17 protein-coding genes and 1 riboswitch are annotated in these 18,767 nt (G+C 44.4%); of the genes, 11 read left to right on the top strand and 6 right to left on the bottom strand.

Translation table 11 applies throughout. The features are described from left to right. Positions 1–36 precede the first annotated feature (36 nt). Both AB6C75_RS11965 and AB6C75_RS11960 read left to right on the top strand, forming a co-directional pair. Positions 37–1,062: a cache domain-containing protein gene (locus AB6C75_RS11965; protein WP_372107866.1), complete on the top strand. Its 1,026-nt coding sequence runs from the start codon at positions 37–39 to the stop codon at positions 1,060–1,062. A gap of 55 nt (positions 1,063–1,117) precedes the next feature. Then, positions 1,118–1,960: a methyl-accepting chemotaxis protein gene (locus AB6C75_RS11960; protein ID WP_372107865.1), complete on the top strand. Its 843-nt coding sequence runs from the start codon at positions 1,118–1,120 to the stop codon at positions 1,958–1,960. 178 nt (positions 1,961–2,138) lie between these two features. On the opposite strand, the gene AB6C75_RS11955 is transcribed toward AB6C75_RS11960, so the two are convergent. After that, positions 2,139–2,885 carry a phosphatase PAP2 family protein gene (locus tag AB6C75_RS11955; protein WP_102250158.1) on the bottom strand — a complete coding sequence of 249 codons (747 nt, stop codon included), beginning with the start codon at positions 2,883–2,885 and terminating at the stop codon, positions 2,139–2,141. A gap of 383 nt (positions 2,886–3,268) precedes the next feature. Continuing rightward, positions 3,269–3,419, top strand: a riboswitch (FMN riboswitch). Positions 3,420–3,767: 348 nt separating this feature from the next. Here AB6C75_RS11955 and ribB point away from each other — a divergent pair. The 6 genes from ribB to AB6C75_RS11925 all read left to right on the top strand — a co-directional run bounded on the left by ribB (position 3,768) and on the right by AB6C75_RS11925 (position 10,917). After that, positions 3,768–4,424, top strand: coding sequence for a 3,4-dihydroxy-2-butanone-4-phosphate synthase (gene ribB / locus AB6C75_RS11950; RefSeq protein WP_004733029.1), 657 nt, complete (start codon positions 3,768–3,770; stop codon positions 4,422–4,424). A 353-nt stretch (positions 4,425–4,777) separates the two neighbouring features. Further along, positions 4,778–6,313: an ABC transporter substrate-binding protein gene (locus AB6C75_RS11945; RefSeq protein WP_372107864.1), complete on the top strand. Its 1,536-nt coding sequence runs from the start codon at positions 4,778–4,780 to the stop codon at positions 6,311–6,313. Continuing rightward, positions 6,306–7,319 carry an ABC transporter permease gene (locus tag AB6C75_RS11940; protein WP_372107863.1) on the top strand — a complete coding sequence of 338 codons (1,014 nt, stop codon included), beginning with the start codon at positions 6,306–6,308 and terminating at the stop codon, positions 7,317–7,319. Before AB6C75_RS11945 ends, AB6C75_RS11940 begins: the two co-directional genes overlap by 8 nt. After that, entirely contained in the window at positions 7,316–8,194 is an 879-nt protein-coding gene (locus AB6C75_RS11935; RefSeq protein ID WP_372107862.1) for an ABC transporter permease, read from the top strand. The genes AB6C75_RS11940 and AB6C75_RS11935 overlap by 4 nt, the downstream gene beginning before the upstream one ends. Further along, positions 8,191–9,651 carry an ABC transporter ATP-binding protein gene (locus AB6C75_RS11930; protein ID WP_372107861.1) on the top strand — a complete coding sequence of 487 codons (1,461 nt, stop codon included), beginning with the start codon at positions 8,191–8,193 and terminating at the stop codon, positions 9,649–9,651. Before AB6C75_RS11935 ends, AB6C75_RS11930 begins: the two co-directional genes overlap by 4 nt. A 402-nt stretch (positions 9,652–10,053) precedes the next feature. After that, a complete protein-coding gene (locus tag AB6C75_RS11925) occupies positions 10,054–10,917 on the top strand; it encodes a hypothetical protein (protein WP_372107860.1) in 864 nt (287 codons plus the stop codon). A gap of 128 nt (positions 10,918–11,045) precedes the next feature. Here AB6C75_RS11925 and AB6C75_RS11920 read toward each other — a convergent pair whose 3' ends face one another. Further along, the gene (locus AB6C75_RS11920) at positions 11,046–11,942 is read right to left on the bottom strand and encodes a LysR family transcriptional regulator (RefSeq protein ID WP_372107859.1); all 897 of its coding nucleotides are present in this window, start codon (positions 11,940–11,942) and stop codon (positions 11,046–11,048) included. Between the two features lie 154 nt (positions 11,943–12,096). On the opposite strand from AB6C75_RS11920, the gene AB6C75_RS11915 reads away from it, so the two are divergent. Then, positions 12,097–12,735 carry an NAD(P)-dependent oxidoreductase gene (locus AB6C75_RS11915; RefSeq protein ID WP_372107858.1) on the top strand — a complete coding sequence of 213 codons (639 nt, stop codon included), beginning with the start codon at positions 12,097–12,099 and terminating at the stop codon, positions 12,733–12,735. Between the two features lie 77 nt (positions 12,736–12,812). On the opposite strand, the gene AB6C75_RS11910 is transcribed toward AB6C75_RS11915, so the two are convergent. Next, positions 12,813–13,466 (bottom strand): cupin domain-containing protein, encoded by a 654-nt coding sequence (locus AB6C75_RS11910; RefSeq protein WP_372107857.1) that lies wholly within the window; start codon positions 13,464–13,466, stop codon positions 12,813–12,815. A 134-nt stretch (positions 13,467–13,600) separates the two neighbouring features. Beyond that, the gene (locus tag AB6C75_RS11905; protein ID WP_372107856.1) at positions 13,601–14,368 is read right to left on the bottom strand and encodes an SDR family NAD(P)-dependent oxidoreductase; all 768 of its coding nucleotides are present in this window, start codon (positions 14,366–14,368) and stop codon (positions 13,601–13,603) included. A gap of 105 nt (positions 14,369–14,473) precedes the next feature. Between AB6C75_RS11905 and AB6C75_RS11900 the strand changes: the two genes are divergently transcribed. Next, entirely contained in the window at positions 14,474–14,812 is a 339-nt protein-coding gene (locus tag AB6C75_RS11900; RefSeq protein WP_004733017.1) for a helix-turn-helix domain-containing protein, read from the top strand. 53 nt (positions 14,813–14,865) lie between these two features. On the opposite strand, the gene AB6C75_RS11895 is transcribed toward AB6C75_RS11900, so the two are convergent. Then, positions 14,866–15,771, bottom strand: a complete 906-nt coding sequence (locus AB6C75_RS11895) for a LysR substrate-binding domain-containing protein (protein ID WP_372107855.1) — start codon at positions 15,769–15,771, stop codon at positions 14,866–14,868. Between the two features lie 210 nt (positions 15,772–15,981). Here AB6C75_RS11895 and AB6C75_RS11890 point away from each other — a divergent pair, with 210 nt between their 5' ends. Then, complete coding sequence (locus tag AB6C75_RS11890; RefSeq protein WP_372107854.1) at positions 15,982–16,701, top strand: SDR family oxidoreductase; 720 nt, start codon at positions 15,982–15,984, stop codon at positions 16,699–16,701. Between the two features lie 111 nt (positions 16,702–16,812). Here the strand turns inward: AB6C75_RS11890 and AB6C75_RS11885 are convergent, their stop codons facing one another. Beyond that, entirely contained in the window at positions 16,813–18,726 is a 1,914-nt protein-coding gene (locus AB6C75_RS11885) for a TRAP transporter permease (RefSeq protein WP_372107853.1), read from the bottom strand. Positions 18,727–18,767: the final 41 nt, after the last annotated feature.

Below are 18,767 nucleotides of genomic sequence, written 5' to 3'. Positions count from 1 at the left end.
AGGAAAATGAACACATTCAGTATTAAGGACTTTCAAATGAAACAACTTGGGTTTAAGCAAGTTCTTTTAGTCGCCGTATCAGCAATAATTGCAATAAGTGTAGGCTCAGCCAACTATTTTTCATATCAGAGCAATAAGGAAGCACTGACTGAGAATATTTACCAGAGCACACAAGACCGTATTCGCATTGAAGGGAACAAGGTTGAGACTTACCTGGATGCTAAAACACAAGCAGTAGCAAAAGTAGCTGCTGATTATCGTCAACATAATTATCAAGATAGACACGCCGAGCGAATGCGCGTGGGCTCATTAGGTGCTGATGTCGCGAACTTAATGATAGGTTTTGACAATGGCGATGCTTATGCCTCATTCGATTACCCGGGCTGGGATAATCACAAAAGCCCATCAAGCTACGACCCTCGCAGTAAAGCTTGGTACAAAGAAGGTAAGCGTTCAGGAAGCCTTGTATATACAGACCCATATACAGACTCCACAACAGGTACCTTAATGGTGAGCATTGGTAAAGATGTTGGTAACGGTGTGGTATTGGCAGACATTCCACTCGATGTTCTAAGTGACACTGTCTCTGAAATCGACCTCAACGGTGCTATTTCGATGATGATGACCAATGACATGACGGTGCTGGCTAGCACATCCAGTGTGGTTAAGGTGGGCACTAAATTAACGGATTACGCTTCTTTGAAAGACGTTGCAAAAAAAGCACAAAATTCAGAAAGCACAATCGTTAATTATAGTATCAACGGCGTTGAGAAAGTGATGTTCAGCCATGCGGTTAGCTATGGTGACAAAGAGTGGTACCTACTTGTTGGATTAGACAAAAGCGTCGTATTCGCAGCGCTAGAGGTAGCTCAACAGCAAGCGATTATGATCACGATTGTCTACCTATTGATCAGCGTAGTTGTCACGTTATTCATTCTCAATATTCTTTACAAACCCATCCTAGCGTTGAAAGAAACCATTACAGGGCTATCAAATGGTGATGGTGATTTAACTCAGAGGCTCGAATTTAACTCAGAGGCTCGAAGTAAAGAAGCACGATGATTTAGGGCAAATCGCATCTGGTGTAAACCAATTCATCGAGCATATACAAGACTTGATGCTAAAGATTGACGCAGCATCGTCTGAACTGAAAGAAAATGTGCAGCAACTTGAACATAAATCAGATGAAAATAACCACATTTTAAATCAGCACGTGCAAGAAACTGAACAAATTGTCACTGCCATTGAAGAAATGAGTTCAACAGCTGACGCCGTTGCCCAAAATGCAGGTGAAACGGCGCAATCAACTAAAGTTGCGTCCGATATCGGGGAGCAATCACTCAATGCTGTCGGTGATGCACAAATGAAGGTTAATGCACTAGTTTCTGAGATAGAGAACACATCATCGAACCTAGAAAGCATGAGCCAAGAAACTAAAGGGATCAGTGATATTTTGACAGTGATTGGTGAAATAGCTGAACAGACTAATCTCCTTGCGTTAAATGCAGCCATTGAAGCCGCACGAGCGGGCGAACAAGGTCGTGGGTTTGCAGTAGTAGCTGATGAAGTGAGAGCCTTAGCGAGTCGAACACAAGCGAGTACACAACAGATTGAACAAGCGCTGACTCGTTTGCTTTCAGTGAACAAGAATGTTGAAGAGTCTATGAATAAGACGAAAGGGACTTGTGACGAAACATTTAATAACACCGAGAAAGTGGGCAGCAGCTTAAATGAGCTAACGTCACAAGTAACGGGTATCAATGACCTAAGCATTCAAATTGCAACGGCCGCAGAAGAGCAAAGCAGCGTCACTCAGGAAATTAGTCGTAACATGGTGGCTCTGAGTGACATTGTAAATGAACTCAACAAAAATGGAGATCAAGCTTTGGTGCAAACCAACAATATCTCCCAAGTAAACGAACGACTGGCATCAATGGTTGGTATGTTTAAACTGCGTTAATTCATACTAAAACAGTTATTTAAAATGAAACTTGTAGTGTGTAGCGGTTATGATTTCAAATAGCGTCTATAGTTTTTCAATAGCAGTCATCGTTTAAAATAGCCGCCTTCTCCGAAGGCGGTTTTTTATTCCTCTCTCTCAAAAGCCCCACTATTGCTCTTCTAGGCAAGTTTATTACTCATTTGCTATCTCTTAGAAACATCGGTAACAAAGGTTCTATTTTTTGCGTCGGAATCAGTGGCACCAATAGATAGATAAGACCAGCAAAGGCGATAGACGCCGCCAAGTCTTCAGGTCTATGCATGCCAAGCCAAACTCGGCTATAAGCAACGCCACCAGCCCAAACTAGCAAACCGCCGACTAAGTAAAAACGTTTCGCTTCTAGGAACAAGCCGCCAAAGAACGCCAGACACACGCCAACGAAAATCATGTGCCCAGATGGGAAAGAATAGTCAGTCTCACCTAGCCAATGACGTGTTCGCCACTCACTCACCTTATCTTTCACAGATGTAATCGCTGCATTCTTTTCTACCAATGGCAGTTCGTAAAACAGCTCTGGCATGTCAACGACTTCTTGGGTCACCAAATACTCAGAATAAGGACGCGGGCTTTCTGTAGAGTGCTTTAAGAAAGTTTTTGCTGCAAAGCTGAGAACCAACAACAAGCCGAGCTGCAGACAAAGGCTGACGAGCTTAACTTTGGAAAATTTCATCGTGAGCAATACCAAAGACAAAACAGCTAGCGTTACCAAGAACCCTTGATTACCCGCCGAGTAAGTCACAAACGTTATGAAGGCGCCTTGGAAAGGCGAAACCCCAGCCCCAAGGTCAAAATAAGATCCAAAGATCAAAAACGGTACGAGAGAAGACAAACTTAAAACGAGCAGTAATAAGCCTTTGGATTTGTTAGAGAACGGAGATGTCATGACTAAGATCTTTTGGATAAAGTGGATGGATGCTAGCGCAGCTTAGCACTGCCAATATCAATTTTATGTCAAAACGGTCATTAAGCCGTCATGGTCTAACAATGTTCGATTGATGAACCTCTTGAGTATTGATTCAGTGAACGGCCACGCCAGCACCAATAATGTTCGACATACACTGATGTTCATAGAGCAACAAAGACCACTCAAACCAGCTGAGACAAAGGCATTATCCCACTAAAGACTGCCGGACACGTTCTGCTGATAAAGTGAACACTTACCCGATTATAAGGCTGGAATCTGAAAAACTTTGCTGTCAGTCCTTTAAATCCACTATTGAAAGGATTACCATCTGGTCTGCTTTCAAAGCAAAACAGATTATTAATTTTTATTCTCAGGGCGGGGCGAAATTCCCCACCGGCGGTATGTTTTTAGCAAAATCTAAAGATAAGCCCGCGAGCGCTCGATTCGTCGAGGTCAGCAGATCTGGTGAGATGCCAGAGCCGACGGTCATAGTCCGGATGAGAGAGAATGAAAACACACTCGTTTAACTTGGAAAGGTGTACCTATTTATTAGGTTCATGCCTCCAACTTAGACGGGTGCATTTCGTTTTGGATAAAACCATAATGAGCTAATACCAATCACAGTAAATAAATGATCAGAGATAGCGCAGGAAAAACGCTTGAGAACAAGGCAAAATTTTTCGATAAGTAGTTATTCTACAGTCAAAAATTTTAACGCCGTTATCAAGGGTTTTAATCAGCTAGAATGACCAGTTGTTTACTACGATTGGTACAAGTCGACTTGTAATGAGTCTGCTTTGTTGTGCTCGGTTGAGATCCCTCATACAGCCCTGATTCTGGTGATATTTTAGGAGTTTAACCATGAATCAGTCTTCACTACTTGCCGAATTTGGCGAACCAATCACTCGCGTTGAAAACGCACTGCAAGCTCTGCGCGAAGGTCGTGGCGTGCTTCTACTTGACGATGAAGATCGTGAGAACGAAGGCGACATCATCTACTCAGTAGAACACCTAACGAATGCTCAAATGGCGCTTATGATCCGAGAATGCAGCGGTATTGTGTGCTTATGCTTAACAGACGAGCAAGCAAACCAACTCGAACTTCCACCTATGGTTGTTGATAACAACAGCGCAAACCAAACTGCGTTTACCGTTACTATCGAAGCAAAAGTCGGCGTAACAACAGGTGTTTCTGCCGCTGACCGTGTAACAACGATCAAGACAGCTGCAAACCCAACGGCTAAACCTACTGACCTAGCTCGCCCTGGCCACGTATTCCCATTACGTGCGCGTAAAGGTGGTGTACTGGCTCGCCGCGGTCACACAGAAGGTACTGTGGATCTAATGCAAATGGCAGGTCTTCAATCGGCAGGTGTACTGTGTGAAGTTACCAACCCAGACGGCACGATGGCAAAAGCGCCAGAGATCGTTGCTTTCGGTAAAATGCACAACATGCCTGTACTGACCATTGAAGATATGGTGATGTACCGCACTGAGTTCGACCTAAAACTGGCTTAATGTTTAATATTTAATGCTTAGTGCTTAGTGCTTAGTGCTTAGTGCTTAGTATCCCGATATTAACTCAAGCGCATTGACCTAAACAGATCCAGGCTCACCAATGGAGCCAAGCTTATTTTAAACAGGGCATAGTGACTGTCACTCAAACAGCTTTTACAGCTGACTGATACCGTCCAATAAACCCTGTTAGAATCAGAACCGCATACAAAAATTAGAGCCTCACTGATTTCAGTGGGGCTTTTTTCATACTCACGCCCGATAAAAAACCGAGCCAATTAGCAACTATTATCATTAACAATACGCAATTGTTATGTTATAACATCGCAATGATTACTCATAACTAGGACAAAAGCATGAAAAAGCTTGCCGCACTGGCGCTACTTTCCATCAGTGCACTACTCATATGGATATTTTTACCATCAAAAGAAACACAACCAACAACGCTAAACATTTCTGGTCCCTTTGAATTTACCGACCAAGATTTATCTAAAAACGGCTATTTATTTACACGGTTACAAGTCGTTGAAGCGCTTACTGCTATCGATAAGTCAGGCAACGTCACCCCTTTATTAGCGAAAGAATGGACAACTAACGCAAACAATTTACGCTGGGAATTCACATTGCGCCCAGACGTTGTGTTCCACGATGGCTCCCCGCTTACCGCGCAAGCTGTTCAAACTTCTCTTTCTCACGCTTTAAAAAAACCTGGCGTATTAAAGCGTGTACCTATCAAAGAGGTATCAGCTTCAGACAACCTTCTAGTGATAGAACTATCTCAACCTTATCGACCATTGCTGGCAGTGTTAGCTCATTACACAGCAGCGATTGCAGCACCAAGTTCGTTTGATCAACAAGGAAATGTTGCACAACTGAGTGGTACAGGTCCTTATAAAATCCAAGAGTTACAAGCTCCTCATAAAGCGCATGTTGTCAAAAATGCGGACTACTGGGGCACAAAAGCCTCGATTGAACATGTTCACTACCTTGCAGGTCATCGCTCTGAAAGCCGTGCTTTGTTAGCACAAACCGGTCAAGCCGATCTGGTTTACACACTCGATCCAGCCAGTATCGACCTACTTGAGTCAGCAAAAAATGTTGAATTAGTGATGGAGTCAATCCCAAGAACGATCCTAATTAAGTTGAATAATGAACACCCACTTTTGAATCATTCAGATGTGCGTCAAGCTATCAGTTTAGCTTTGGACCGAACGGGAATTTCAAAACAAATCGTCCGCGTTCCAGGCTCTGAAGCCTATCAACTGTTTGCCCCTTCTCTTGGCGCATGGCACATCAATAACCTTGAACAAACTCAGCGCAATATCGACCAAGCGAAAACATTACTCGCAGGGCAAGGTTGGCAGGAAAATGAGGAAGGTCTCCTTTCGCGAGAAGGCAAACCATTCGACATTACTTTAACTACCTACTCAGATAGACCAGAGCTGCCTATCGTAGCTACCGCGATTCAAGCTCAGCTTAAAGAAGTCGGCATTCAAGTGAATGTTTCTATCGATAACTCAAGTGCAATTCCATCAAAGCACAAAGACGGCACCTTAGAAATGGCGCTCGTGGCGCGTAATTTTGGCACTACGGCGGATCCCCTAGCCTTACTAATGCGCGACTTTGCTAGCCATAAAGGCAGTGACTGGGGACCAATGAACTGGTCTTCTGATGAGTTCAGCAGCTTACTTCAACGTCTATCGGTTGAACCAAACCAAGAACAATATAATCTAATGACTCAAGAAGCTTCATCCATATTAGCGGAAGAAATGCCGCTGATTCCTGTGACTTTCTACACTCAATTAGTCGCGGTGAATGAACGTGTTAACCACTTCTCATTTGACCCATTTGAAATCAACTATCGTATCTCAGAGATGACGATTAATGATTAATATCTTAATCCGAAGAGTACTCCAAGCCGGCTTTGTGGCTTGGAGTATCGGAACACTCACTTTCATTTTAATGCGCTTGTTACCCGGCGACTTTGCTTTTCGAATTGCAGCGGGTCGTTATGGGTACGATTATGTGGATGCAGATGCGGCACAAGCGGTTTACCAAGAGTTAGGGCTTGATCGTTCGGGCTTGCAGTTATACCTCGAATGGTTGTGGGATCTTCTCCATTTTGATTTAGGAACATCATTGATTAGTGGTACCCCCATCATTGATGAAATCAGCCACCAGCTCGGGCACTCCATTTTATTGGCAGTCGTCGCGACCGTCATTTCTCTTCTCATTGCCATCCCAATCGGTATTTATTGTGGAAAACGGACCGACTCTTTTGCAGACAACTTCTCGCTATTAGGTTCCATCATCTTAAGAGCTCAGCCTGTATTTCTAGTAGGTTTGGCCTTGGTGATTATATTTTCGTTACAGCTGAATTGGCTTCCTGTGGCAGGCTTTGGTCGAGTCGAGTTTATCATTTTGCCCGCCCTCGCCTTGGCACTATCGCTGGCTGCAATGTCTAGTCGTCTTATAAGAAACGCCACTCACGATGCCATCACAGCACCGCACTTTTTATTCGCTCGTTTAAAAGGACTCAGTGAGGCGCAAGCTTTTCAGCATCACGCTCATAAACACATCGCTTTACCTGTTATTACTTTTGTTGGTGTTCAAGCAACCGGGTTAATTGAAGGGATCATTATGATCGAGTCATTGTTCTCCTGGCCAGGTATTGGGCATGCATTGGCGCATGCGATTTTCCGTAGAGATATTCCAATGATTCAAGGGGCAGCATTGCTGATGGGGCTTCTATTTGTGGTCATCAATACCTTAGTCGATCTTGTTAACTACCAATTGGATCCAAGGCAACGCGCGAATAAAACTTCAGGTTTATTTTCAAAATTCGCGCCTAATAGACCACAAGCAGAATCCGAAAAAAAGAAGGTTAAGATCGTATGAATTTAACAAAGCCGCAATGGTTAGGTCTGATTATCTTAGCCGCCTTATTATGCCTAGTCATGCTAGAACGGACTGTCTATCAAGGTGATATTGCCAAGCAAAATTTAGACCTTGCATTCACAACGCCTTCTGTCGAAGAACCTTTAGGCAGAGACCATTTTGGACGCAGTAATTTGGCAAGATTAAGCCACGCCATCAGCACCTCACTTTCCATGGCATTAATCAGTATTACTACCGCTGCGTTGTTAGGGACGTCAATGGGAGTAATCGCTGGTTGGAAACAAGGATGGTGGGATAAAATCTTTTCATTCAACGTGAACATGATACTCGCCATGCCCGGCTTAATTCTTGTTTTACTTTTTGCGGCTATGGTTCCGGGATCATTCCTTATTCTATATATCGCCATATCGCTCATGCTGTGGGTGGACTTTTTCCGCGTGTCACGCAACCGAACGTTGTCACTCATTCAGTCACCTGCAGTAGAAGCCTCTCGGCTTTATGGGTTCAACCACTGGTATATATTCAAGCGTCACTTATGGCCAGATTGCCGAAATGATTTATTCACCCTGTTCTGTTTTGGTACGGGTAATTCAATACTAGCGCTCGCGTCTTTAGGCTTTCTGCATGTTGGGCTCAAGCCGCCAGAAGCTGAGCTCGGCTTAATGATGGTTGAACTATTCCGTTACTACCACCAAGCCCCTTGGGTTTTGATTCAACCGGTACTGACCGTTTTTCTTCTGGTATTAAGCTTTCATTTATTAGCTCAAGGAAAACGTCACACGCAATCCTCAAAAAACCATGCGCATAATGAACCAAGATCTAAACAAGAAAAACTGCAACTAGGTAAACAAGCGGATAAGGGAGTAACAGCATGAACGCAATGTTAAAAATTGAAAACCTGTCGATTCATACTGATACTCAAACCTTAGTCCAGAGCTTAAGTTTAGATTTATATCCTCAGCGTCCGCTCACCATTTTGGGAGAAACAGGCGCGGGGAAAAGCCTAATCGCGGCAGCTATCGCCGGCACATTACCTGATGCCTTAAAACCAGCGGGCGACATTACTTTGTTTGATGAGCTTAACCCTTTAAACCGAGAACGGTTTTGGGGTAAAGAAATCGCTTTGCTACCTCAAGAACCTTGGTTAGCACTCAACCCGCTTCGGACTATAGGATCGCAGATAAGCGAAGTTCATAAGCTGGTTTTAAACGAAGATCGCTCCCAGAGTGACACACTCACCCATCATGCACTTCAACAAATGGATCTGGGCAAAGATGGAGATAAACACCCATTTGAACTCTCGGGCGGAATGGCGCAACGTGCTGCGTACTTATGTGCGACACAAGCTGGAGGCAAACTGTTAATTGCCGATGAACCCACAAAAGGCTTAGACGAAAGCCGACGTGATCACGTTGGGCAACTTCTCCTTTCTCACTGCCAACAACTTGAAAATGGCAAACCCGGTGGCCTGCTCACCATCACTCACGACATTAAACTGGCTAAAATGTTAGGTGGTGACATCATTGTCATGAAAGAAGGGGCAATTGTTGAAAGGGGAGACGCTAAAGCCATTTTAGATCAGCCACAAGCGGCCTACACAAAAGCGCTAATACAAGCGCAACCTGAGTATTGGTCTCTTGAGCAGCCAGCTTCCTCGCAACCTTCAAATGAATCAAATAGTCACGCTGCTCCCTCAGAGGTTGGTATACAAAGCGGGCAGAAGCTACTTCTTGAAGTTGAAGGTTTAGCTATTTACCGCGATCAAAGAACACTCTTTTCAGATCTGACGTTCTCATTATCACACGGTGAAATACTGGGAGTTTATGGTGACAGCGGATGCGGAAAATCTTCTCTCGCCGATACTTTACTAGGGTTGCATCACGACTTTTCCGGCAATATCGACTGGGTTCAAAAAATCGAAAAAGGACAACGCCTTAAGCTTTACCAAGATCCACCCAGTGCGCACTCCCCTCACACAACACTAAAAACGTTGCTTGATGACTTGTGTGCGCTTCACAAGCTAAATCGCTCCAAGATACCCGTACTTCTAGATAGATTGAGCCTTGATTCTGCATTGCTTGAGCGTCCTTCAAGCCAAGTATCCGGAGGAGAATTACAGAGGTTCGCCATTTTACGAGCGCTACTGATGAGCCCAAAACTGTTAATTGCAGATGAACCCTCATCACGATTAGACCCCATCACTGCAGCACAAACGCTAAGGTTAATTGTTGAAGTATCGAAAGAAGCTAACTGCGGCCTAATTTTGATCAGCCATGATCAACTGGCTTTGAGTAAGCTGTGTCATAAAGTGATCGACTTATCGCGCTATTGATTTACCGAGCTATTGATTTCTGGAACGATCGACTTATTGGGCTATCGACCTAAACGAGCTTCGCGGTTATCTGTCTTCTCAGTGGTACATTCGCCGTAAATCTTTAGTCATACCTTCACTATATACTCACTGAATGTACATCTCTGTGTAACCCAATCTGACTAACCTTGCATAAGAGGTTAGCCAGATTGTAGCTATTTGTGCTTCAGCCATAGCAAAGTCTAGAAACTATAAAAACCTCTAACCTCTTCTATCGCACTCACTCGAATGGTGAGGTGATGCACCAGTATTGGTCATCCACAAGCGGGCTTAAAATATAAGTCGTTGAAATATAATGCTTATCAATTTTGGCACAAATCGTGAAATACCACTAAGTAGGTATTCAGATATTAGGAGTTGAATATGTTGGTCGTTATTTCAGTGGGTTTATCCCTATTAGTACTTGCAGCGCTGTTTCATTTCTCAAAGAAGAGACAAACAGCGCTATCACACCGGTTTGAAACCTTAGTTCTACTCAGACAGTTATTGTTGCTATCACGCAAACATCGCGCGGCAACGCATTCTGCTCTGGCGTATCAATTGACGAGCGACTCAATTCGAAAAGTGAATCAGATTTACGACAACATACTTGAGGTATCTGAACTGCTTCAATCTCATGTGTCGTTTGACAGCCGTCCGATGTATCGCATTTATCATCTCAAACTCATCGCTATGCACAATGACTGGCAAAACCGTAGCTTAGTACGTAATCAATCGATTCATGGAAAAACGATTCGTCACAGCATGTTCTTGATGGATGAAGTGATGATCATCTGGCTGATTCAATCAGAACGAGAAGACATGAGCCGTGAGTACCACATGAACTGGCAACAGATCTTGGATTGCATGGAGATCCTTACCAAGTTGAGAATGGCCATCCCTGGGATAGAAAAGTCGAATACGGGAATACCTGAGGAGTATGCGAGATTCAAATTCTATGCATCTCAGACTCACCGTAAACTCAACCAATTATCAATTATCTGCCCTATTAGCAGTGGATCACCAGTTTGCACTCGAGCGATGCATGCACTCGCAGAAATCGCATCGAGCAACGAATTAACCCAACCTACAGATAGCTTATACGAATTAACCAGTGATATTTCTAGCGTCGTATCGCAAGTTTACGACCAAGTATTATCCGACATTACTAGAAACTTGTATCAGCCTTTACCTGACATCAACGATAAGGCGATAAACACCCGATTATCGGTACACAGATACGTGTAAAGACTTCGTGAGAGGAGAGCGTGTGGAACTCTGAATGATTGAGTTCAAATCCGATATCACCTTTGATATCGGATTTTTGTATTTATGTGTTTATGCCTTGTGTACTTGTGTACTTAAGATATATAACCTCAAACATCACCAGACTTAATATCGCTAGACCAAACTTCTGCTGCAAAATCAATGAACTGACGAACAACAGGCAGCTGATAACTGCGAGACAGATACACCGCCCAAAGCACACTGCTGGGTGAAACAAAGTCATCCAATATTCGTTTCAATTTCCCTTCTGCAATCAACGGATTGGCTAAATCACAAGGTAAGCGAACAATCCCTTTTCCATGCTGTGCGGCGCGAGTTAATACCCCAACATCGTTAGCCTTGATAGTGCCAGACACCTCAACCGAATAGTGCTGGTTATCCTTAACGAAATCCCACTTAGAAACACTCAAATGGCGAAAGCAGTTATGCTGTCGAAGTGCTTCGACCGTTTCAGGTTCTCCGTACTTGTCTAGGTAGACTTGAGAGGCACACACCACTGAATCAATTTCCATGAGCTTTCGAGCAATCAAACTATCGTCAGGTTGGTCAGTATAGCGAAGGGCAATATCTATTCTCTCATCCACCAGCTGCGCAAAACGGTCTGAGGCAAACAACTCGACCGTGATATTAGGGTGACGCTCTGTGAATTGCTCAACCACATCCAACAGCATGTTTTGAGTTAAACCAATCGGCGCTGCAATTCGAATTACCCCTGAAAGATCGTCGGTTTGATTGAGTGAAGTGACTTCTAGCTCTGCGGTTTCATGGAGTATCTTCTCGCAACGTCGCAGCGCAATCTCTCCTGCCGCTGTCAAACTGACCTTACGAGTAGTTCTGTGCAGTAACCTTTGTTTTAACCACCCTTCGATCTCTTGAACATGCCGTGAAACCTGTAAACGGCTCATGTCCAAATGCTCTGCTGCTTGAGTAAAACTGGCGCAATTTGCGACTTCAACAAAGCTACGCATCGCCGTCAACCTGTCCATCACACTCTCCCTTGCCGACTTAACCAAGCCTATTAGATAACTGTATAGATACAATCTACATCATTTTACGATATTTATCGCAACCTAGTGAGCTATTAGACTGCAATGGCTGTCGAGAAACAGACTCAATAAATTAGATAATTGGAGAGACATTATGAAAATTGCAGTATTAGGCGCATCTGGTTGGATTGGTAGTCACATTGCTCAAGAAGCTCAATCTCGTGGTCACGACGTGGTTGCAGTCGTAAGAGATGCAAGCCGTGTAGAAATAAACAATGTTGAGGTTCGTTCATTTGATTTACAAGATAAAGCAGCAAGCCTTGCAACCGCACTATCCGGCGTTGATGCAGTAATCACTTCGATTGGCGGACGTGCTTTGGGTAATCACGACATCGTAAAAAGCACAGCGACTAAGCTGCTTGAGACACTGCCAAGCATTGGTATCGAGCGCCTGCTTTGGGTTGGCGGTGCAGGTTCATTAGAAGTGGCGCCAAACGTACCGTTAGTGACCGTTCCTGACTTCCCAGCAGATTACAAAAACGAAGCACTAGCACAGGGTGAAGCTCTTGAAGTGTTCAAGCAATCGAACAGCGAGGTTAACTGGACGTTTGTTAGCCCTGCAGCAGAAATTTTCCCGGGCGATAAGCTATCAACCTACCGCACAGGTGGTGATCAGCTGCTCACCGACGAAGATGGCAACAGCAAAATTTCAGTCAGCGACTACGCGATTGCGATGATTGATGAGCTCGAAGCTGGCAAGTTCCCACGTCAACGTATTGGTGTCGCTTACTAGTCAATTCATATATAAAAACTAAAAAAGCCGCTTGTTCACAACAATGCGGCTTTCTCATCTTTATATTGAGCATTCCTTTAATCCAATGGCAAGTGACCCGTTTTCACTAGGATAACCGTCTCTTCTTCCACATAAGGGAAATGCTCGCTCATATGAGGGCTACGCATCCAAGTATGTTTTGGATACTCGCCATGTTCATCTTTAAAAGTGCCTGACAACACAAAGATCTCTTCACCACCAAAATGACGGTGTGGCTGAAAACGTTCGCCAACAGGCCACTTCACTAAAGCGACATGCTCGTGCTCGAATTCATGCAGTGGCATCACTTGTAAACCACCAATACCCGGAAGCCATTCCGTTTCCAAAGTATTGATACGAACTTGAGTTAAGTCTCTCGCATCAAACTGGTTGAGCTTCACCAAGATCGTGCAGCCATCTTTGCTTGATGGAGAATGCGCACTGCCCGGGGGATTACGGATATAAGTGCCCGCAGGGAAATCTCCAGTTTCATCTGAGAACACACCCTCTAATACGAATATCTCTTCGCCTTGCGGATGCGGGTGCTCAGAAAACGAAGATTCAGGATCGTACTTCACAACACTGGTCGTGTGGCCCGATTCTTTCTCTTCTCTTTCAAGCGGCTTACGCCAAATCCCTTTGGCAGGGCTTGCAATCCAGCCTAATGATTCGGTTTCAATAACCAGCTTTTTTGAAAAGTCCATGTTGAACATAATGGCGACCTTACTCTTGTTATCGTTTTAATTATTCTTATTATCTTTCTAGCTTTTATTCTACGCGAATACTCATCCAGGAGGCCATCTCGCTGCATTTTTCCTGCGCGACAGCCACCTTAACAGAAGCCTAATTAATTGCGGCCAGCTATCACACCGCCATCAACATCCCAGATTGCACCCGTTACCCAATCTGCACTGTCTGACAGTAAGAAAGAGATGCTATTGGCGATATCTTTCGGCAAACCTACGCGACCAATAGGGTGGAATGCGTTGAAGCCTTCTAGCGCTTGATCCACTTCTTCCAGCTTAATGAAAGATTCGTAAATCGGCGTTTTAACCACAGCCGGAGACACCGCATTTACACGAATGTTATGTTCAGCCAATTCCATTGCCATGTGCTGTGTTAAGGCGTGCAAGCCAGCTTTAGCCATTGAATAGGCAGAAGATGGCGTCGCTTTGATTGCTTGCTTCCCCCACATAGAACCAACGTTAACCACACTGCCGCCGCCATTCTTGATCATCAATTTACTTATCGCTTGAGTGATGAAGAAGGTTGCTTTATTAAGCTGCATGTATTGCTCGTAATCAGATTCTTGGTGCTCAATAAACGCTTTAGGGTTGAAGTAACCTGCAGCATTTACAAGGTAACCAATACCTTCATCTAACGATTCAAGGTGTTCGATAAGGCGAGACACACTCGCATCATCATAAAGGTTAGCTTGCCAACCTGAAGCGTGACCTAACGATTGCAGTTCTGACACCGCTTTATCTAACTTAGTTGGGTTATTGCCGACAACCAACACATGAATGTTTTGAGCAACTAGCTGCTTCGCTGTTTCAAAGCCCATACCACTTGTGCCACCGATTACTACTGCAATACCATTTTTAGTGAAGTTCATTTTGTTATCTCCTAAGTCATGTGAACGTGGTAATCTTAGGCCTTGAACTAACACTATGAATAGTAAGTACAAATCGGTTAGGTAGGTACTTATTGGTACATCTTTATGAAAAATCAGGAAAACTTTTTTTCAAGAAAATCAGCACCAGAGCGTTCAGCTCGCATGGTCGAAACCATCTATGGCTGTAAATGGTCGCTAACGGTTTACCAATTATTGGCAAATGGCATTAATCGCCCCGGTGAAATGGTGCGCTCAGTAGAAGGGTTATCGACCAAGGTGTTGAATGAATGTTTGAAGCGAAATGTAGAATTCGGGATTTTAGATAAGCAAATGTTCAACGAACTGCCACCAAGAGTTGAGTACCAAGTGACGCCGTTCGGCGAGAAGTTCTTGTTGATTCTAGACCAGCTGGAAAACCTACAAAACGAAATCGACGAGATGTAAGCCCAAGCCAGTCCAACTATTGCTAAAAGAAAGAGGAAGGTAGGCCGCGCCATTTAGCTGACTGGCATTCGCTCAAAGCGATCTTTTACGAAATCAATGAAGGTTCGAATTCGACTTGGTTGATAGCGGTCTCGATGGTAGATCGCTGAAAAGTCCACTTTAGGTACTATCCACTCATCAAACACTTGCAGCAGTTGCCCGTCGTTGAGTTCTTGCAAGCAATAGATGGTTGGAACACGAATAATCCCATTGCCCGACTTGGCGCCCTGTACCAACACTCGGCCATTCTTACATTGAAGTCTGCCCGTGACATGCACATCGACCGTTTTCTTAGTGTCATCCAAAGCTTGAAAGCTCCACTTACGCACCGAGCCCGTTAAGCAATCATGGTGGATGAGATCTTTAGGGTGATTTGGCTTCCCTTTGCGAGCGAAATACTCAGGGCTTGCGAGCGTTCCCATCTCTATGTCCAAAAGCTTTCTTGCGATAAAGCCCGCGTCTTCTAAGCTCCCCATACGAAAAGCGATATCAAAGGCGTCTTCAATCAAATCGACTCGGTTACTGCTGAAATCAAGGCTGATGCTGATGTCTGGGTAGAGCTGCATAAACTCATTGACCAGATCCGCGATGATCACCTCACCAAGATAACCTCCGACACAGTTTACTTTTATGTCGCCACGTACTTCTTCGACATCGTCGACAGCAGCAATCAAGGCTTGGTCTATGTTATCTAAGGATTGTTCACATCTCGCGTACAGATCTTGCCCTGCGTGCGTCAGCCTCAAGGTTCGAGTGGTACGGATAAACAGTGTCACACCCATCTGCTTTTCTAAACTACTTACTTGGCGTGATACGTGGGAGCGTGAAACATCTAACTCCTCCGCCGCTTTGGTGAAATTACCTAAACGAGCGATAAGCACGAAGGAGCGAATATCAGACAGGTTAATTTGATTGAGCATAGTCACCAGCTTACTAATGAAGTTATGAGATAGACGCCTTTATTGTTGCACCACAGCAACAGTGTTTCAAGTAAAGCGCTATATATCAACAATGCTATTTTCCTTAATATACTTCCATCGCAACGAAGCAAGGCAACAAGCACTTGATTCGAATGCACTTAAACAACACGTCGTAGCCAACCGACGCAATTAAAGTACAGAGGAAATAAAATGAAAAAACTAATCGTAATTACAGGTGCAAGCTCTGGTATTGGTGAAGCAATCGCTCGTCGTCTAAGCGATGAAGGTCACCCTCTGCTACTTTTAGCTCGTCGTGTTGACCGCCTTGAAGCGCTGAACCTACCAAACTCACTGTCAGTAAAAGTAGACATAACAGACAAAGCGTCTTTTGATGCAGCAATCGCACAAGGTGAAGCGAAATTTGGCCCTGTAGACGCGCTTATCAACAACGCTGGTGCAATGCTTCTTGGTCAAATCGATACTCAAGACGCTCAAGAGTGGAAGACAATGTTCGACGTGAACGTGATTGGCCTTCTAAACGGCATGCAATCTGTACTTGCTCCTATGATGGAACGCAATACAGGTACTATCATCAACATCAGCTCAATCGCGGGTAAGAAAACATTCCCAAGCCACGCTGCTTACTGTGGTACTAAATTCGCGGTACACGCTATTTCTGAGAACGTTCGTGAAGAAGTTGCTGCTTCAAATGTTCGTGTTACCACTATCGCACCGGGTGCTGTAGAGACTGAACTTCTGTCTCACACTACATCTCAAGAAATCAAAGACGGTTACGATTCTTGGAAAGAAGACATGGGCGGCGTACTGGCTGCTGACGATATTGCTCGCGCGGTATCGTACGCTTACCAACAACCACAGAATGTATGTATCCGTGAGATTGCTCTAGCACCAACTAAGCAACAACCGTAAGTTTCAGTGATTAACTTACGTAACGTCTTTGTTTAATTGACGTATAGAGAAAGGGACTTTTACTATACATAGTAAAGGTCCCTTTTTTCTTTTGTCCGAACTCGATAAACACTAGGTTTGTTTTGCGACCTCTCGACCACGCCATTGAATCACAATCAGTGCGACAATAATTACAATCCCCAAAGGTCCTAGCCCGAATGGATTGAGTAGCAATAGTGGAATGGCAAGTAATGCTGCTAAGCGCTCAACCATGCTCAGTGAACGAATCAAATACCCTTCAATTGCGATCGCTATCGCGACAATAATAGTCAGCGTCTGGACGATTGACAAAAGCAACGCTGGCATTCCGTCGTCAGGATTCACAAGGCTTGTGTATGCCATCATAATTGGGATGATGAACAGACCACCCGCCAACTTGAACGCTTCTACCGAAGATTTCATTGGGTTAGCATTCGCTACACCAGCCCCAGCAAAAGCAGCCAAGGCTATAGGTGGCGTTACGTTCGAGGTTTGAGACAGCCAAAATACGATAAGGTGAGCAGTTAACAATGGTAAGCCAAAATCGCTTAGCATTGGTACAGCCATAACCGCCAACACAATATACGCCGCTGTTACAGGTAAGCCCATACCCAAAATTAAAGCCACTAAACTGATTAAGCCCAATGCAATAAGCATGTAGCCACCAGAGAAGTCCATCACAAACTGAGTAAACTGCAAACCGATTCCTGTTTGCCCTACCACACCAACAATAATGCCCGCCGCACCACACGCTGCAGAAATCGGCAACGCCATCAGTGCACCATTTTTCATCCCTTCAATGAATTTCTTCAATCCGATTCGACTGTGTTTACGCAGCGCCGCGGTTAGTAGAATTGCACTGCAACCCGCAACACCAACTAGCAACGGTGAGTAAGCCATCATTAAGAGTGCCGTTATCAAGATCAACGGAATCAGGCGGTGAGCGCCATCTTTCATCACCGAAATCACGGCTTCTGTTCTGCTTACAGCTTTGAGGTTCAACTTGCACGCCATTAGATGAACGTAAAGCAAAGTACAGAAAAAGTATAAAATAGCAGGAGCAATCGATGCGATCATGATTTCGCTGTAAGGCACACCAGTAAACTGCGCCATCACGAACGCACCAGCCCCCATAATTGGTGGCATAATTTGCCCACCCGTAGAGGCGGCAGCTTCAATACCTGCGGCTTGCTCTGGTTTATAACCGAGCTTCTTCATCATAGGGATCGTAATTGAGCCTGTGGTCACCGTATTCGCTATCGCAGAACCAGAAATAGAACCCAAACCTGCCGATGCCAATACCGCGGCTTTCGCAGGGCCGCCACGGTATTTACCGGCGATTGAGAATGCGAGATCAATAAAGAATTTACCGGCTCCGGTCACCTCTAGAAATGCACCAAACAACACAAAGATGAATACCGTTGTCGCGGCGATCCCTAACGCAGAACCAAATACACCATTAGCGGAGTAAATCTGGAACTGAATCAGCTCTTGTAGCGTGTAAGCCTTAATAGAAAAACCACTTGGCAGCATGTCACCGAACGCGCTATACGCAAGGAACAACACTGCGATTAACACCATCACCCAACCAACAGTACGTCGGCATCCTTCTAGCAGCAGTACCAACAAAGCACTACCAGCAAACATGTCAGCAAATTGAAGGCCATAAAACAGATGATTGATGTCGTTATAATCGAATATCCATAAACGGTAGCCAGCAAACACCACCACGGCACACAAGATCACATCGATCAGCTTGCCCACAATAAAGAGCTTGTTCTTTCGGTTAGAGATCAATGGAAAGTGAAGGAAGATCAATACCAATACCCAACACAAGTGGATGGGTCTAAAATAGGTTGCCGAGATCGTTGAACTCACGCCTTGCCATATCTGAAAAGCCGACAGTGCTACTGCAACAACTAAAGTCAAATAGCCCATTGTTTTCACGAGTTTTTCATAGGGTAATAGTTGGGGTGACGCATTTTGATTATCAGGGGTAATATCCATATTAATGCCTGCTGGATAAGAACGAATTGATAAAAAGGGCA

The sequence above is a fragment of the Vibrio sp. 10N.237.312.B06 genome (genome assembly GCF_041464685.1).
Taxonomy (GTDB): Bacteria; Pseudomonadota; Gammaproteobacteria; order Enterobacterales; family Vibrionaceae; genus Vibrio; species Vibrio tasmaniensis_A.
This window is presented reverse-complemented; position numbering and strand designations above follow the sequence as displayed.